Source organism: Lactococcus sp. S-13, from assembly GCF_004210295.1.
GTDB lineage: Bacteria > Bacillota > Bacilli > Lactobacillales > Streptococcaceae > Lactococcus.
In genome coordinates this window covers 530,505-545,070 of sequence record NZ_SDAK01000001.1, presented here as the reverse complement: position 1 = coordinate 545,070, position 14,566 = coordinate 530,505, and the positions used below count along the sequence as shown (strand labels likewise).

Genomic DNA, 14,566 nt, shown 5'->3' with positions numbered 1-14,566 from the left:
AAGTAAGTTTCAATGAAATTTACTTTTTTATCTCCTTGTTTTCTTTGAAAAGTCAGTGAAAACCAGCGATGATTTGGCGTGTAAGGTCGCCAAAATGTGCAATTTGTGGTATAATAGTAATAAGTTTTTCATAGAAATGAGAGTTAACTTTGAACGAAGAAAATAAAGATTTAGAAATGCTTGCTGAGGAATATGATGCCAGTCAGATTCAAGTCCTTGAAGGGCTTGAGGCTGTTCGGATGCGTCCAGGGATGTATATTGGTTCAACATCAAAAGAAGGCTTGCACCATTTAGTTTGGGAGATTGTAGATAACTCAATTGACGAAGCACTTGCAGGATTTGCTAGTCATATTGAGGTTTTTATTGAGCCTGATAATTCGATTACGGTTGTTGACGATGGTCGGGGGATTCCTGTTGATATTCAAGAGAAAACTGGGCGTCCTGCAGTGGAAACAGTCTTCACAGTCTTGCACGCTGGTGGTAAATTTGGCGGTGGCGGTTACAAGGTTTCAGGGGGCTTGCACGGTGTTGGTTCATCTGTTGTTAATGCTTTGTCTACAACGCTGGATGTGACCGTTCACAAAGACGGCCAAAAATATTATCAAGAATATCACCGTGGACTCGTCGGAGATGATTTGAAAGTCATTGGCGATACAGATCGTCGAGGGACAACGGTTCACTTTGTGCCAGATCCTGAGATTTTCACAGAAACAACAGAGTTTGATTACGAAAAACTCTTGTTGCGTGTCCGTGAACTAGCCTTTTTGAACCGTGGCTTGCGGATTTCACTGACGGATAAACGAGAAGAGCATGAGAAAAATCAAGCCACTTTCTTTTATGAAGGTGGGATTCAATCTTATGTCGAATACCTCAATGAAAACAAAACCGTTATTTTTGAGCCAGCGATTTTTACTGAGGGAGAAATGGATGGCATCACAGTTGAAGTAGCGATGCAATATACGGATACTTATCATTCTGTGGTCATGTCGTTTGCCAATAATATCAACACGCATGAAGGCGGAACGCACGAACAAGGTTTTCGGACAGCTCTGACTCGGGTCATCAATAATTACGCGAAGCAAAACAAAATTCTGAAAGAAAATGAAGATAATCTGACAGGTGATGATGTGCGCGAAGGGTTGACGGCCGTGATTTCGGTCAAACACCCTAACCCACAATTTGAAGGTCAAACCAAGACAAAACTTGGAAATTCAGAAGTCACAGGGATTGTCAACAAACTGTTTGCTGAAGCTTTGAGTACTTTCATGTTGGAGAATCCCCAAGTTGCACGCAAGATTGTTGAAAAAGGAATTTTGGCCAGCAAGGCGCGGATTGCAGCCAAACGTGCGCGTGAAGTAACTCGGAAAAAATCTGGTTTGGAAATTTCGAACTTACCAGGTAAATTGGCGGACTGCTCATCGAATAAACCAGAGCAAACGGAACTTTTCATCGTCGAAGGAGACTCGGCCGGTGGTTCTGCAAAATCTGGTCGAAATCGTGAGTTTCAAGCAATTTTACCGATTCGTGGTAAGATTTTGAACGTGGAAAAAGCAACCATGGACAAAATCCTCGCCAATGAAGAAATTCGCTCGCTCTTTACAGCAATGGGAACGGGATTTGGCGCAGATTACAATTTGGACAAGGCCCGCTATCACAAGTTGGTGATTATGACCGATGCCGACGTTGACGGAGCTCACATTCGCACGCTCCTGCTCACTTTGTTCTACCGTTATATGCGACCAGTGGTTGAAGCAGGCTACGTTTACATTGCTCAACCACCAATCTACGGAATCAAAGTCGGCTCGGAAACTAAAGAATACATTCAACCGGGCGAAAATCAAGAAAAAGATTTGCAAGAAGCCTTGGCACGTTGGGCGCAAGGGCGTACAAAACCAACGGTTCAGCGTTATAAAGGACTTGGAGAAATGGACGATCATCAACTTTGGGAAACCACAATGGATCCTGAACATCGCCTCATGGCGCGTGTTTCTGTTGAAGATGCCGCAGAAGCAGACAAAATTTTTGATATGCTTATGGGAGATCGCGTTGAGCCACGTCGTGAATTTATCGAAGCAAATGCGCAATATTCGACCATTGACGCCTAATATAGTAAAAACCCTTGTATATCAAGGGTTTTTCTTATAGTTTTTATAAATCCAAGGAAAAAGGGGCAGAAAAGGGGCAGTTTATTTTATATTATTCAAAGCATCAATAACTTCAGCTCTTGTTTTCTTGGTTACGTGATTGTATATCTTTAATGTTGTGTTAGCATTTGAATGCCCCACACGTTCCATTATTGATTTCAAAGGTAGATTGAGTTCAGCTAATAAAGAGACGTGAGAATGTCTAAAAATATGACTGGATAGAGTTTTATCAATATTGCAATTTTTTTGTAGTATTTTTAGCTTTCTATTAAATGCTGATATACTAAGCGGAATACCTCTTCGAGAAAGAAAGATATAATCATTTGAAAGAACATGACCGTGTAACGCTTTATTATATATTTTAGTCTCTTCGAGTATATCAATAGCTCTTTGAGGTAAATCAACTACTCGATTACTTGCAATTGTTTTGGTACTAGTTTTTGTAATACTTTTTGTTGTCTGATCATATACTCCAAGTGTACCATTGACATCAATGCTCGCTCCATCAAAATCTCTCCATTGTAGAGCTTGTAGTTCACCATATCTTAAACCAGTAAGCCATAAGAATTCGATGATTCTTGCGTGAAGCTGAGTTGTTTGTTTTTGATTAAGAAAGTTAATAATTTTAATGATCTCATCCTTCTCTAAAAACTTGCTATCCATTTTTTTCTTGTAATTTTCTTCCTCATCCTTTTTTCTTCGTATTTTTATAATACTAACAGGATTTTTGGAAATATATTTTCGTTCTACAGCATAGTTCAGCATATTATTTAAAGTATTTTTTATTTGAGTTGAATAGGAATAAGATAGATTACCAAAAGTATAAATCTCATCTAAGAAATTTAAAAATATATTTCTATCTAAATTTTTCACTAAAGTTTCTTTTGGAATTGATGAAAATACTTTCTTCATAACTTTTTTAGTGGCTATGGAACTCCAGGGCTTGACAGTTGTTTTATATCTTGCGAACCATTCTTCATAAAGCTCATAAAGGGTTATTTTGATAGTTACATTATCCGTATTGGTAAGATTATTGATTTTCTCATTGAGCAACTCCAAGGCTTGTTTTTTAGCTTGTGCAGTATCTTTTTCAAGAGTAACTGAAACTTTCTTGGTTTTTTCTGTGTATGGGTCAGCGTAGCGTTCGCAGTATTTAAACTTACCATTTTTTAATTTTTCTACCCACATTTGATTTTTACTCCATTTCTTGTTAAAATGAGTACAGTAAAAGGCACTATATTTTAGTGTATTCTACTGTATTTGAGATTAAATCCGCCCCCAGTCGCCAAACTTGGGCGGATTTTTTGTTTTTAGTTAATGAATGTCGTGTTCTTTACTTTCCAATCCTCGAGTTTGATTGATAACCAAAAGCCATAAATTCCTAAGGTAATAATTGAAAGAAGCAACCATTTTATCCAGTTCCCGAAGAGACCAATTGCAGAACCGCTGAATCTCATGCGATGACCATCAACAACCGTGTGATTGATTTTCCAACCATAAACCATACATAACGCCCAAGGATAACAGATACCGAAAGTTACTGCAGTGATAATTGCACCTAAAATATTCCATCCGATAAAACTCAATAAACCTCCGTCGAAGAATGATTGACGCCCCCATTTAGTTGCAGGACCATATTCATTATTCATAAATTTCTCCCTAAACACCTAGCTTTTAACGAGAATCAAGATATTGCTCGTAGTTTTTTAATTTATATTCGTCCAGAAGATAAAAAGTTTTTATAAATTTCTGCAATGATACGATTAACCAAATTTTCCCATTTATAGTCAATATTACAGGCATCCATTATTCGATAAATGTTCCAATGTTGAGGTTCTTCATCAGTTGCATCTAAATATAGATAGACCTGCTCCTCGACTTCCTCTTTATCCCATTCTTTAATCTTTGATTTGAGGATGATGATTTTTGCCAATTTATCCGGGCATTCAGTTATCTCGATAAACCGTGTCATATCCTCGACAGTTCCGCCGCTTTCTTCAAAAAGTTGCCAAAGATATAGAATTGCTTCTTTGTCAGCTTTTCTTTCGCAAGGGTTATTCCAATCATTTTCGGAACAACGAATACAATCTTTGTTTTTGACGTGAATATATTCGTGACAAGCCCCGAAAACAGAAACTCTGTCCATGTCTAATATCCCAAAACCATTTTTATAAGAGATGTAGGCGCCAGCCCCGGATAATTTTCCAGTTTTTAGTTCGATTCCTAATTTTTCAATCTCAGTGATGATTTTTTCTAGCAGCTCCTTTGCTGTCATAAATCACCGTCCCCTCTTTTATTGTTTTTTAATCTGATAATTTATGAGCAAATAACCTACGGATCAATTCTTTATCTTCTTCAGGGATTGGTTTCCCTCCTAATGATAGAACGCTATCCCAATCAAAATCTTTTGGTTTATTAGCAATTTCAGCCAAATCAATAGCTCTATCTACAGGATTAGTCTCGTCACGACCAAGGAGATAGTCAACAGAAACCCCAAAATAATCAGCAGCTTTTTCCAAATTTGCACCATTTGGTATTTTTTTCTTCCATGCATATAGAGAATTGGTACCCATTCCTAATGCTATTTCCACTTCTGAAACGGTCATTTTACGTTTTTCAGCAAGTTCTTTTATGCGGTCATAAACCGTCATTTCTGCACCTCCAAAAAGATACAAAAAATATTTTTAAACTTTTAACGAGTTTTAGGGTTGACAACTAGCAAAAAGTTTAGTAAAATATGTTTTGTAAGATAAAAACTTAGATAAAAGTTTAGAAAACACCTCATTACAAACAACGTTTAATAAGCTGGCAGGCGGTTTAACTATGTTTATTTGAGCGTTTTAACTATGCCTTTATTCTAAACTAAAGTTTAGAATAAGTCAAGAGTGAACTAGCAAAAAATCTAACTTTTTATCTAACTTTTAAAGTTAGGAGGATAAAAATGTCAGAAGTTGAACAAAGTTTTGATTCTCAGCGAAAGAAAATTGTTGAGTATTTGGAGCGAGAAGGTAAAGGAAATAAAGATGTTATTTGGGCTTATGAGAACATCAAAGAGCCACCTTACAAATTCGCCAATACAGATATCAGCAAGATTTTGAACGGACGAGATATCAAATATACGAAATCGAAAAAGTGGTTTATCACATTTCTCGTTAAATATTTTGATTTAGACTAAGAAAGGATTCTAAAAAATGAATCAATTAATTACAATCACACAAAATGAAAATAATGACCAAGTAGTAAGCGGTCGTGAACTACATGGATTTTTAGAAGTCAAAACTCCTTATCATATTTGGTTTGAAAGAATGGCAGAATATGGATTTACTGAAAACGTTGATTTTATAGGTTTTGAACAAAAAAGTTCAAAACTAGGCGGTCGTCCAAGTGTTGACCATGCGTTAAAAATTGACATGGCAAAAGAAATTTCCATGATTCAACGTAATGAAAAAGGGAAACAAGCACGTCAATATTTTATTGAAGTCGAGAAAGAGCATAAACAACAGCTTTTACCTCAAACTCCAGAACAACAAATAATTTTGTTAGCCCAAGGTAACGTGAACTTGAATAAAAAAGTTGAACAAATTCAAGATGAGGTAACCGATTTAAAAGAACGCTTCGGGCTTCCATCAAATAAAGCTAAAGTCCTGAATAAAAAAATTGGTCATAAAGTCTATATGTTCACTGGAGGCAAAGATTCAAACGCTCATAAGAAAATGGGCGGGAAAGTTTTCAAAGAATTCTACAAAGATTTGAACAACCGTTTCGACGTCGTGAAATATAGCGATATCCCGCTCAGTCGCTACGACGAGGCGCTTGAATATCTTGATATGTGGCAACCGAGCTTTAATACTACGCTTGAAATTCGAGCTTTGAATTCGCAAACTAGTTTTGATTTGGATTAGAAAGGAAATCTCATGGTCGATTACAAAAAGATTGATTCTGATTATTGGTTCAATGATGAAAAGTTAGCCGAATCATTTGGGGTCAAAAAAGATACTGTGATGATAAAAGTTAGGAAATTTGAAAAAGTAGCTCCTCAGTACGTAATTAATCTAGGGAAACGCATTACGTTTGTACCGGCTTTTGTAGCTTGGGATAGATTTGAAAAAAAGTATAAAGGCGCAGCACGAAAACCTAAATTCGAGTATGAGGAGTTATCGTGACTTACACATTTGTGGTCGACCCTGAAACGGGTGAAATCTTGTTTGACCTGGTACACGACTTAATCACACAAAACATTAGAGCAATCAAGCTCATTGCTAAGAAATTAAATGCGGTGCTCCGCTAGAAAAGAGAAAAGATGAGCATAAATTTTGAAGAAATAGAATCAATTGTTGTAGAAACAGATGAAAAAAACTCCATAACCATTGCGACAATCACTGCAGATACAGTGAAACCAGAGCAAGGTTATAGAGTTAGAATTAAGCCTAAAATTAAAAATTAGCCTTTAGGCGGAAATGGATCATTGCCATAGCTGTTACGTTCACGGATTCGTCCGTTACGGCCGTGGATAAACATTTCAGAGTTTTGATTTTGAGAAATCTGAATTGCTTTGTTAATAGCTTCGGCTTGAGTTCTGAAGTTTGCAGTAGCTTTAGAGTTTCCCGCTCCTTTAACATTCCAACCACCGTTACTATCTGGGACAACATGTTGATTTTTACCTGGCATATAGTCTCCTTTCATTAATATTTTGAAAGCCAGGAGGATGTTAGTTGGTATTAACGGGTTTGTCCTGAATTTCATTAACTATATTATACTGCTACAAATTATTTTAGTCAACTTAAAACACTATATATAGCGTTTAATTATATAAAAAATAAGAAAGGGGTACTAAATGTTGTGGTCTAAGATAAAAAATAAACTTGATGAAAAAAACATGACTGAGTATCAACTTGGAAAAATAACAGGGCTCGGTCCACAACAAATTCATCAACTTAAAAAAAGAAACTCTGAAAATCCACGCTGGTTAACGATGATAAAAATAGCCGATGCGCTAGACATCAGCTTAGATGAATTTAGAGAGAAAGGAAAATAAAATGCAAACAATAATCAGAAACGGGCGAGAAGTCCGGTTGATCCCCACACCATTTGGTCATAAACTCCAAGAGGTAGAGGTTGATTATAAATCACTTTACGAACAAGCAGTAGCACAAGGCGCTCGATCTTCGCAAGAACACGCTGAAGCTTGTGCCCAGGTGCGCTATTGGTACCAGCGTGCGATGGAGAACGAAACTTATCGTGAAGCGTGGGAACAAGACCACAATCTTGACCGCTTTGAGTTTATTACAAATGCAAAATAAAAAAGCCCGCACGGGAATGCGAGCTAAGACGTGATGTGTCTTAAATTAACACTTAGATTATATCACGTTTCAACAAAAATCAGAAACGGAGAACATTAAATGTCAAATCAAATCACTAAAACGCAACAAACGCTGAAAAGCCCAGAGGTTAAAGCGAAGTTCGAAGAAGTTCTAGGAAAAAAAGCAGATGGATTCGTCGCAAGTTTACTGTCAGTAGTTGGTAATTCCAATTTAAAAACAGTAGAAGCAAATAGCGTTATGACTGCAGCAATGAAAGCAGCTACTCTTGATTTACCAATTGAACCAAGCCTTGGATTTGCTTATGTAATTCCTTATGGGAGAGAAGCGCAATTTCAAATTGGATATAAAGGGTTTATTCAATTAGCTTTACGAAGTGGCCAATTGACTGGACTTAATTGCGGAATTGTATATGAAAGTCAATTTGTAAGCTATGATCCACTTTTTGAAGAGTTAGAACTTGATTTTACTCAGCAAGCAAGTGGAGATGCAGTTGGATATTTTGCAAGCATGAAATTAGCTAACGGATTTAAAAAAGTTACTTATTGGTCAAAAGAGCAAGTTTTGGCTCATAAGAAAAAGTTCGTCAAATCAGCTAATGGTCCATGGCGTGACCACTTTGATGCAATGGCTCAAAAAACAGTTTTAAAAGCCATGCTTACTAAATACGCTCCAGCATCTATTGAATCAAAAATGATTCAAACGGCAATCACAGAAGATGATAGTGAACGTTTTGAAAACGCTAAAGATGTTACACCAGATGAGCCAGTTATTTCAATTGATGAACCAGTGACTTCTGAAGTTTCACAGAATGAATCTTCTGCAGAAAGCCAGGAACAATTTCCAGAAGATGAAGTGGAAGAATTGTTCCCAATTGGTAAAAGTTGATGAAAAAAAGATTAAGTTTTTCAAGTTTAAAAGCATTCTCTGATTGTGAAGCCGAAGCTGTTGCGGTTATGGCTGAAGAGTGGGATAGACAAGCCACTTTCTCTCCATCAACAATTGAAGCTATGAATGCAGGAAGCTATGTTCATAAATATTTTGAAAGCAATAAGGCTTTAGAGGAGTTTAAATCAGAGCATGAATCAGACATGTTCACTAAAAAAGGAAGTTTGAAGTCTCAATTTCAAATTGCTGAGAAAATGGTTCAAACGCTTGATAAGGATCCATTATTTAAAACAATCTACCAAGGAGTTAAAGAACTTGAAATCTTCGGAAAAATTCAAGGAATTGAATTTCACGGCTTCCTAGATTGTTTGAATCTCGAGCGAAATATATTTATTGATATCAAAACAATCAGAGGTTCTATCAGAGATAAGGAATGGTCAGAAACTGAATACCGAAGAGTGAGCTGGATTAAAGCAAGAAAATATCTGTGGCAAATGGCTATCTATCAAGAAATACTAAGGCAGTCTGACGATGAAAAAATCGGAAAAAATATTAGTCCAGTTATTTACGCGGTAACTAAAGAAACTTTTCCAGATAGTGCTGGAATTACTATTCCGCAAGATTGGTTGGATGATTCGCTTGATGAGGTTTGCGAATTTACTGATAAATATATTGAAGTATTGAATGGAAGAGTTCCAGTAAGATGTGAACAATGTAACTATTGCAAAGCAACAAAACGAAATATTCAAACGATTTCGTATTCAGATTTAATTTAAACCTATGAGCAATGCTGCAGCTCTTAAAGAAATTGCAGAATGGATTAATGAAAACACGGAGAAAAAATAATGAGTATTATAACCACAGTTGTTCAAGTTAATGATAAAAATACTAGAACAGTCAATACACAAAAAGGTGAAAAGCAAGTAATTAGCACCCCTATTATTAAAGATTCAACTGGGAAATGGGTCTATGCATCGGCATTTATCAACTTCAAAGTTGAGCCAGGAGATATTCTAACAATAAGTGGGCGAATTGAGCAAAAAGAAGATGGTCAGTATTTGAATAATAATTTTGCATTTCCTACCGTTGAACGTTTGTATAAACCAAAAGGGGCTGCTTCAAATTCATATCCAGCCAAAGATATTCCAAACATTGGAGAAGATATGGAAATCAATGACGAAGACCTACCATTTTAATTAAACCGAAGCTGGAGGGTGGCGTAACGAGCCGTAAAGTCAATGAGTAGATGCACAGCATAACACTCATCGCCAGCTTTTAATTTGAAAAATAAAACTTGAAAATAAATATTGAAGAAAGGAGAAAGTGTGGAGCAAAGCACAAAATTCTTCAATCAAATCCCAGTTCCAATTGTGGAAGCTGATGATTTAAATGATTTTGAAAAACTTCTTTTTAGTGAAATATATACTATGTCAAATTCTTACGGAAGTATTTTTCCATCAAATGGATATCTTGCCAAAAGGTACGGAAAAACAAAAGTTACAATTTCAAATACCCTGAGTAAGCTGCAGGATAAAGGATATATAAACCTCGAATATCAATATTCTGGTAGAGAAATCGAAAAAAGATTTATCTACCCCTGTTTAAATAAACTTAATGGGGGTATTAAAGAAAATTTTAATACCCCTAAAAGAAATCTTTATGAGGGTATTAAAGAAAACTTTAAAGATAATATATCATCTAATAAATCAATTAATATATCAAATAATAATATATCGGACAAGTCCGATAAAGAGTTTGATTTAGAAACTAGATTTAACAATCTTTGGAAAACATATCCTAACAAAAAAGGAAAACCGAAAGCTCTATTAGCTTATAAAAGAGCTGTAAAATCTGGAACGACAGACGAAGAGATTAAAACGGGTCTTGAAAACTATTTGGAAGAAATAAGAGTTAAAAATACCCAACAAAACTATATAAAACATGGTAGCACATGGTTTAACGGTAAGGGTTGGGAAGATGACTATGATTTAACGCCTATTCAAGGATTTAAAAATAACAAAGTCGTCAAAGGAGCACCAGAATGGTCAGAACCAAAAACGCTCAAAGACCGAAAATACATGACAGATGAGGAAGTGGAGGCACTACTTAATGGCTTGGAAAATACCTGAGAGTGCTTTTGATAAAGAACTTGCGAAGTATTACTTGAGCTTTGTTCCAGGAGTCACTTACCAGCAGTTTGTACGATATGTGCGTTGGGCCCACGAAAAAGAAATTGTAATGAGCCCAGCGACTTTTATCGCATCGGTTAAGAAAATCGATAACGAGGCAGCAACCGAAATAATGATTTATGGAGAAGCGAGTGAAATTTGAAATAGCAATGAATCCGATGGCAAGCCCAAGGCCTAGATTTAGTAGTAGAGGCGGATTTACAAAAGCTTATATGCCCAAGGAATACATGGCTTGGAAAGCTCAGCTCTTATTCAAGTGGAAATTACTGAAATTGAAACAGGAAGTTTCAGGAAGGCCACTATTTGTTAAATTGGGATTTTATCTTGAGCCACCGATAGCGCTAGTAAAAGTAAAAAAGAATCAAGCAGCGCTTGAAGCAGAAAGAATTCCAGTAGTTAAAAAGCCGGACATTGATAATTTGCAGAAATCTGTACTTGATGCGCTAAACAAGCACGCATGGCCAGACGACAACCAAATCAGTGATATTTACGCAAAGAAGCGTTACAGCTTGCGACCACGGATTGAAATTGAAGTTGAAGAAGTAGAGTGGCTTTAATTCATGAAAATTACGGTTACATTGAGCGCTTAAACTGTTTCATGGATAATTTATCACGAACAAGCTAAAGGCGCTTAGAAGCTAAAATATGAGGTAGAAAAATGACAGTAGAAGATTTATTAAAAACGATAAAAGCCCCAGCTAAAATTACTTTTTTAGATCAAGAAGGGAATGAGCTTATTATTTTTGAATATGGAAATAACAGGAGTGTTTTTAATGCCGCTTTCTTATGGAGAAAAGTAACTACACTTACTGCTAAAGATAATAATGAATTTGAAGCTATTTTAGAGGATGTAAAAAATGAAACTGAAAACTGAGATCAGGCATATTCCAGACACGGACTGGCTAGCTATCACAGAGCAATCAACTGGCCCTTATCAAAACTACATCGGCCGAGCACCAAAAGCTTTGATAAAAGGACCAGTGCTTAATTATGACGTACTTGGAGCCTCAGCGCCAGTTCAAATTAACGGCCATACCGTTCACAGATTTTTGGTTGGCTGGAGAGTTAAGGAAACTGAAAAATAATAAAAAACGTTTGAAACGAGGTTAATTATGGCAGCATTTGACACGCTAACGCTTCTGGCGCTTTATGAGAATGTAAAGCAGGGTTATTTATCAGGTCGGAGAAACTCTGTCTGGATTGACGTTCCAGGCGATACAAAAGGCGTTAGGAACTCGAAGCAGCAGCAGGTACAAATTTACCGAGATATTTGTTCGCTTTACAATCAGGGCAGGCCCATGAGTTACCCACATCTTTTTAAATTACTGGAGCGGAAATTGAAAGAAACGATTATCGTTTTGGATTGAGAGGACGGAGAATGAGCGACCCATGCTACAAAGATATAACCTGTCCCTATTGCCGTCATAGTAGCTCACAACCAACAGCATGGATCGATGATGCGAGGTGTCCGCGCTGCGAAAAATGGATGATTCACAAAGAGCATAATCTTTTAGAAGATGAACTTAAATCTTTGGAAGAAGAATATAAAACTAGACGTAAAAAAATCTATAAAAAATATGAAACTAAGCCAGTTTTTAAAATGGAGAGAATTAAATGACTAAAAAAGAAAAAACGCTCCTTGCGATATTGCTGATTGTCAGCTTTGTCGTTGGTGCGGTAATTGGAGGGTGATGGATGAAACTAAGCAAAATTGAAACAAAGTATGAAGAAAATGACTATGGTTTTCCTCTCTATGATGCAGAGCAAATGCAAGAATTCATGGTTGAAAATGTGCGTCGTGCCCTTACTTTATATGGAGCGAAAGTATGTGGATTCCATTTAGAGCAATTGGAAAAAGAAGAAATTGAAAAAATTATTCAAGAATCATTCGCGGAGGAGAAAAATGACTAAGATGTTTGAAGAAGTTTATGCACCAGCAACAGAACCTGTGACTATTGCAAATAATGCAAATCAGGCTTTGCGCCAAAACCATCGTGAATGGCGAGAAGCTTTTCATGCGGTAAAAGCGCAAAATAAAGAACTCAGAGATGAAATTAAAGAGTTTGAACGAGAAAATCAACGATTGGTAGCTGAAAATTTGAGCATTAAAACATTGTTAGAAGAAGATAAAAAGCAATCTAAAGTTGAGCATATGGATTATTGTAAACCGCAAGCCCTTCCAGTCGTGCCTGAGTGTGTGGGGAAATGGATTGAATGTGTAAAAGGAAAAAGTAAAAATGCGTTAGCTTTACTAGATGATGAGGATATGCCAGACGATGTGAATGAGTGGCTTTTCTTTCAAAGAAATGATGATAATATCAACTTGATTCTTCGTGCATGGCTTTACGGCTACACAGTCGAAAAACCGAAAACACCAGTCAGCCCTTGTCCTGTATGTGGCTACAAGGATGTCAGTTCTAACTTTTGCTCAATTTGCGGGCATAAAAATGAGTATGTGGAGGACGGAGAGTGAAAATGGACATGACTAAAAAGCAACTCATCAAATTAGCTGTTGGCTATGTAATCATAATGGCTGCAATTATTGCAGCGGCGATTTTATCTTTGTAGATGGAGGATGGAAATGAAAACACACGAATTAAAATTAGACATCAAGTATTTTGATGATGTCGAATCAGGTAAGAAGAACTTTGAAATTCGTAAAAATGACCGTGATTTTCAAGTTGGAGATATTTTAGAACTGAAAAAAATTAGTTGGTTAGAAAAATTATTGGTTCCAATTCGTTTTGCAATATCTATCATGACTAACAAACGTCAGACATATCTTGATAAGGATGATAGCCCTTGCGTTAAAAGCAAAGCTGACACAATCAAAGTGAAAATCAATTATGTTTTATCTGCTGATGAAATCAACGAAGGAATTGATTTTATGAGCGGGGATGATACAGCCCACACAGTAATTAACGGTCAAGTGCTTATCTTGTCTGAAATTGAGGAAGTTCTGAAGGACTACTTCCATACAGACCACTTACCTGACGGTTACATGGTTCTTGGAATCGAGGTGATTAAATGACAGAAACAGCCAAAGACAACCTAAAGGAATATCTTGCGCCCTATAGAGACGAAGAAGTTCAAAAAATTAGAGATGAAAAAATTCAGCTAGTGACTGCTACAGAATTTGTGGGACTTCATCAAGAAAAATTAGCTGCGGAAAGAGAAGTCGAAAAGCTCAAAGCAGACAGCGAAGCCTTGAAAAAGGCACTGATAGAAATCAGAGCAAATATCGAAGAACATAACCAAATTTATGATTTGAGCGTAGATACTGCATTACTTTTAGAAGGAATTGACGGAATAGCATTTGATGCACTCTCAGTGATTGGAGGCGGTGATGAGCTGTAATCAATGTAAAAGTGAATATTATATGAAGGTTGTGCAATATGCTAGACCATTGCTACAACCACTTACACCAGAACAAGCAGTTATGGATAACTTGCATGAAATGACAGGTAAAAGATTTTATAGAATTTATCCAAGCTTTTGTCCAATGTGCGGTGAAAAACTTGAAGGGAGCGGCGATGGATAATAAAAGAATTTCTGAAATCGTTTACGAAGAAATGATGAAGCAAGATGCAAACAGATATCGTGATATGAGGAAAATTCTCACAATTCCGAAAAGCATTGCGGAACAAGCTGATAAATATTTGAGAATGGATTGGGAATTTCGGGATATTTATTCCAAAACTGGCAAGTGTTCAGATGAGTTTTATGATTTTATTAATTGTGAAGACAATAATCAAAGAAATTCTAAATTAATAATCGCCTACCTCGCAGGCAAAGCCCTCGGAGTTGATTTAGTGAAAGTGGTGGAGGGATGATTGAATACGCAATATATAAAGGCGAAAAATTTATAGCAGAAGGAACAGCTGACGAACTTGCTAAATTACTAAATGTTAAACCTACAACTATTAAATGGTGGTCAAGGCCAGTTAATTCAAGGCGCGATAAAGGTAATAGGAAGATAGCAGTTAAGTTATGACCGACAAACTAATATCGCTGGAATGACTGGTGG

General features: G+C 36.5%; 30 protein-coding genes. 25 read left to right on the top strand and 5 right to left on the bottom strand.

Annotated features, from left to right (window positions below; all coding sequences use genetic code 11):
• Nucleotides 1-149: 149 nt before the first annotated feature.
• Nucleotides 150-2,105 carry a DNA topoisomerase (ATP-hydrolyzing) subunit B gene (gene gyrB / locus EQJ87_RS02800; protein WP_130123232.1) on the top strand — a complete coding sequence of 652 codons (1,956 nt, stop codon included), beginning with the start codon at nucleotides 150-152 and terminating at the stop codon, nucleotides 2,103-2,105.
• 81 nt (nucleotides 2,106-2,186) lie between these two features.
• Here gyrB and EQJ87_RS02795 read toward each other — a convergent pair whose 3' ends face one another.
• From EQJ87_RS02795 to EQJ87_RS02780, 4 genes are all read right to left on the bottom strand, one after another.
• Complete coding sequence (locus EQJ87_RS02795) at nucleotides 2,187-3,332, bottom strand: tyrosine-type recombinase/integrase (protein WP_130123231.1); 1,146 nt, start codon at nucleotides 3,330-3,332, stop codon at nucleotides 2,187-2,189.
• 122 nt (nucleotides 3,333-3,454) lie between these two features.
• Nucleotides 3,455-3,793: a DUF898 family protein gene (locus EQJ87_RS02790; RefSeq protein ID WP_130123230.1), complete on the bottom strand. Its 339-nt coding sequence runs from the start codon at nucleotides 3,791-3,793 to the stop codon at nucleotides 3,455-3,457.
• Nucleotides 3,794-3,855: 62 nt separating this feature from the next.
• Entirely contained in the window at nucleotides 3,856-4,419 is a 564-nt protein-coding gene (locus tag EQJ87_RS02785; protein WP_130123229.1) for a hypothetical protein, read from the bottom strand.
• Between the two features lie 28 nt (nucleotides 4,420-4,447).
• On the bottom strand, nucleotides 4,448-4,795 hold the full coding sequence (locus tag EQJ87_RS02780; RefSeq protein ID WP_130123228.1) for an XRE family transcriptional regulator: 348 nt from the start codon (nucleotides 4,793-4,795) through the stop codon (nucleotides 4,448-4,450).
• 290 nt (nucleotides 4,796-5,085) lie between these two features.
• On the opposite strand from EQJ87_RS02780, the gene EQJ87_RS02775 reads away from it, so the two are divergent.
• From EQJ87_RS02775 to EQJ87_RS11505, 5 genes are read left to right on the top strand one after another with little or no spacing between them, the layout of a single operon-like run.
• Complete coding sequence (locus EQJ87_RS02775; protein WP_130123227.1) at nucleotides 5,086-5,319, top strand: hypothetical protein; 234 nt, start codon at nucleotides 5,086-5,088, stop codon at nucleotides 5,317-5,319.
• Between the two features lie 16 nt (nucleotides 5,320-5,335).
• Nucleotides 5,336-6,046, top strand: a complete 711-nt coding sequence (locus EQJ87_RS02770) for an ORF6C domain-containing protein (RefSeq protein ID WP_130123226.1) — start codon at nucleotides 5,336-5,338, stop codon at nucleotides 6,044-6,046.
• Nucleotides 6,047-6,058: 12 nt separating this feature from the next.
• On the top strand, nucleotides 6,059-6,307 hold the full coding sequence (locus tag EQJ87_RS02765) for a hypothetical protein (RefSeq protein ID WP_130123225.1): 249 nt from the start codon (nucleotides 6,059-6,061) through the stop codon (nucleotides 6,305-6,307).
• Complete coding sequence (locus EQJ87_RS11775) at nucleotides 6,304-6,432, top strand: hypothetical protein (protein WP_255411621.1); 129 nt, start codon at nucleotides 6,304-6,306, stop codon at nucleotides 6,430-6,432. Before EQJ87_RS02765 ends, EQJ87_RS11775 begins: the two co-directional genes overlap by 4 nt.
• A 12-nt stretch (nucleotides 6,433-6,444) precedes the next feature.
• The gene (locus EQJ87_RS11505) at nucleotides 6,445-6,588 is read left to right on the top strand and encodes a hypothetical protein (protein ID WP_190289001.1); all 144 of its coding nucleotides are present in this window, start codon (nucleotides 6,445-6,447) and stop codon (nucleotides 6,586-6,588) included.
• On the opposite strand, the gene EQJ87_RS02760 is transcribed toward EQJ87_RS11505, so the two are convergent.
• Entirely contained in the window at nucleotides 6,585-6,812 is a 228-nt protein-coding gene (locus EQJ87_RS02760; protein ID WP_130122763.1) for a DUF2188 domain-containing protein, read from the bottom strand. The genes EQJ87_RS11505 and EQJ87_RS02760 overlap by 4 nt on opposite strands.
• Before the next feature lie 166 nt (nucleotides 6,813-6,978).
• Between EQJ87_RS02760 and EQJ87_RS02755 the strand changes: the two genes are divergently transcribed.
• From EQJ87_RS02755 to EQJ87_RS02670, 19 genes are all read left to right on the top strand, one after another.
• Nucleotides 6,979-7,179 carry a helix-turn-helix domain-containing protein gene (locus tag EQJ87_RS02755; RefSeq protein ID WP_130122764.1) on the top strand — a complete coding sequence of 67 codons (201 nt, stop codon included), beginning with the start codon at nucleotides 6,979-6,981 and terminating at the stop codon, nucleotides 7,177-7,179.
• Nucleotide 7,180: 1 nt separating this feature from the next.
• Nucleotides 7,181-7,444 (top strand): hypothetical protein, encoded by a 264-nt coding sequence (locus EQJ87_RS02750; protein ID WP_130123224.1) that lies wholly within the window; start codon nucleotides 7,181-7,183, stop codon nucleotides 7,442-7,444.
• Nucleotides 7,445-7,543: 99 nt separating this feature from the next.
• The gene (locus EQJ87_RS02745; RefSeq protein ID WP_130123223.1) at nucleotides 7,544-8,350 is read left to right on the top strand and encodes a recombinase RecT; all 807 of its coding nucleotides are present in this window, start codon (nucleotides 7,544-7,546) and stop codon (nucleotides 8,348-8,350) included.
• Entirely contained in the window at nucleotides 8,350-9,126 is a 777-nt protein-coding gene (locus EQJ87_RS02740; protein WP_130123222.1) for a PD-(D/E)XK nuclease-like domain-containing protein, read from the top strand. The genes EQJ87_RS02745 and EQJ87_RS02740 overlap by 1 nt, the downstream gene beginning before the upstream one ends.
• 69 nt (nucleotides 9,127-9,195) lie before the next feature.
• A complete protein-coding gene (locus EQJ87_RS02735) occupies nucleotides 9,196-9,546 on the top strand; it encodes a single-stranded DNA-binding protein (RefSeq protein WP_043735388.1) in 351 nt (116 codons plus the stop codon).
• Between the two features lie 129 nt (nucleotides 9,547-9,675).
• Entirely contained in the window at nucleotides 9,676-10,479 is an 804-nt protein-coding gene (locus EQJ87_RS02730) for a helix-turn-helix domain-containing protein (protein WP_130123221.1), read from the top strand.
• Nucleotides 10,460-10,681 carry a hypothetical protein gene (locus tag EQJ87_RS02725; protein ID WP_130123220.1) on the top strand — a complete coding sequence of 74 codons (222 nt, stop codon included), beginning with the start codon at nucleotides 10,460-10,462 and terminating at the stop codon, nucleotides 10,679-10,681. Before EQJ87_RS02730 ends, EQJ87_RS02725 begins: the two co-directional genes overlap by 20 nt.
• Entirely contained in the window at nucleotides 10,671-11,096 is a 426-nt protein-coding gene (locus EQJ87_RS02720; protein ID WP_190289003.1) for a RusA family crossover junction endodeoxyribonuclease, read from the top strand. Before EQJ87_RS02725 ends, EQJ87_RS02720 begins: the two co-directional genes overlap by 11 nt.
• 101 nt (nucleotides 11,097-11,197) lie before the next feature.
• Nucleotides 11,198-11,413, top strand: coding sequence for a DUF1125 domain-containing protein (locus EQJ87_RS02715; protein WP_130123219.1), 216 nt, complete (start codon nucleotides 11,198-11,200; stop codon nucleotides 11,411-11,413).
• Nucleotides 11,397-11,624, top strand: coding sequence for a hypothetical protein (locus EQJ87_RS02710; protein ID WP_130123218.1), 228 nt, complete (start codon nucleotides 11,397-11,399; stop codon nucleotides 11,622-11,624). The genes EQJ87_RS02715 and EQJ87_RS02710 overlap by 17 nt, the downstream gene beginning before the upstream one ends.
• Nucleotides 11,625-11,651: 27 nt before the next feature.
• Nucleotides 11,652-11,906, top strand: a complete 255-nt coding sequence (locus EQJ87_RS02705) for a DUF1031 family protein (RefSeq protein WP_130122775.1) — start codon at nucleotides 11,652-11,654, stop codon at nucleotides 11,904-11,906.
• Nucleotides 11,907-12,025: 119 nt separating this feature from the next.
• Nucleotides 12,026-12,157: a hypothetical protein gene (locus EQJ87_RS11770; RefSeq protein ID WP_255411620.1), complete on the top strand. Its 132-nt coding sequence runs from the start codon at nucleotides 12,026-12,028 to the stop codon at nucleotides 12,155-12,157.
• A gap of 77 nt (nucleotides 12,158-12,234) precedes the next feature.
• On the top strand, nucleotides 12,235-12,450 hold the full coding sequence (locus EQJ87_RS02700) for a hypothetical protein (protein ID WP_130123217.1): 216 nt from the start codon (nucleotides 12,235-12,237) through the stop codon (nucleotides 12,448-12,450).
• Complete coding sequence (locus EQJ87_RS11670; RefSeq protein WP_223804487.1) at nucleotides 12,443-13,012, top strand: DUF1642 domain-containing protein; 570 nt, start codon at nucleotides 12,443-12,445, stop codon at nucleotides 13,010-13,012. Before EQJ87_RS02700 ends, EQJ87_RS11670 begins: the two co-directional genes overlap by 8 nt.
• Before the next feature lie 108 nt (nucleotides 13,013-13,120).
• A complete protein-coding gene (locus EQJ87_RS02690; RefSeq protein WP_130123216.1) occupies nucleotides 13,121-13,570 on the top strand; it encodes a DUF3850 domain-containing protein in 450 nt (149 codons plus the stop codon).
• Complete coding sequence (locus EQJ87_RS02685; RefSeq protein ID WP_130123215.1) at nucleotides 13,567-13,896, top strand: hypothetical protein; 330 nt, start codon at nucleotides 13,567-13,569, stop codon at nucleotides 13,894-13,896. The genes EQJ87_RS02690 and EQJ87_RS02685 overlap by 4 nt, the downstream gene beginning before the upstream one ends.
• Complete coding sequence (locus tag EQJ87_RS02680) at nucleotides 13,886-14,080, top strand: hypothetical protein (RefSeq protein WP_130123214.1); 195 nt, start codon at nucleotides 13,886-13,888, stop codon at nucleotides 14,078-14,080. Before EQJ87_RS02685 ends, EQJ87_RS02680 begins: the two co-directional genes overlap by 11 nt.
• The gene (locus tag EQJ87_RS02675) at nucleotides 14,073-14,372 is read left to right on the top strand and encodes a hypothetical protein (RefSeq protein WP_130123213.1); all 300 of its coding nucleotides are present in this window, start codon (nucleotides 14,073-14,075) and stop codon (nucleotides 14,370-14,372) included. Before EQJ87_RS02680 ends, EQJ87_RS02675 begins: the two co-directional genes overlap by 8 nt.
• Nucleotides 14,369-14,533 carry a hypothetical protein gene (locus EQJ87_RS02670; RefSeq protein ID WP_010905361.1) on the top strand — a complete coding sequence of 55 codons (165 nt, stop codon included), beginning with the start codon at nucleotides 14,369-14,371 and terminating at the stop codon, nucleotides 14,531-14,533. The genes EQJ87_RS02675 and EQJ87_RS02670 overlap by 4 nt, the downstream gene beginning before the upstream one ends.
• Nucleotides 14,534-14,566 lie beyond the last annotated feature (33 nt).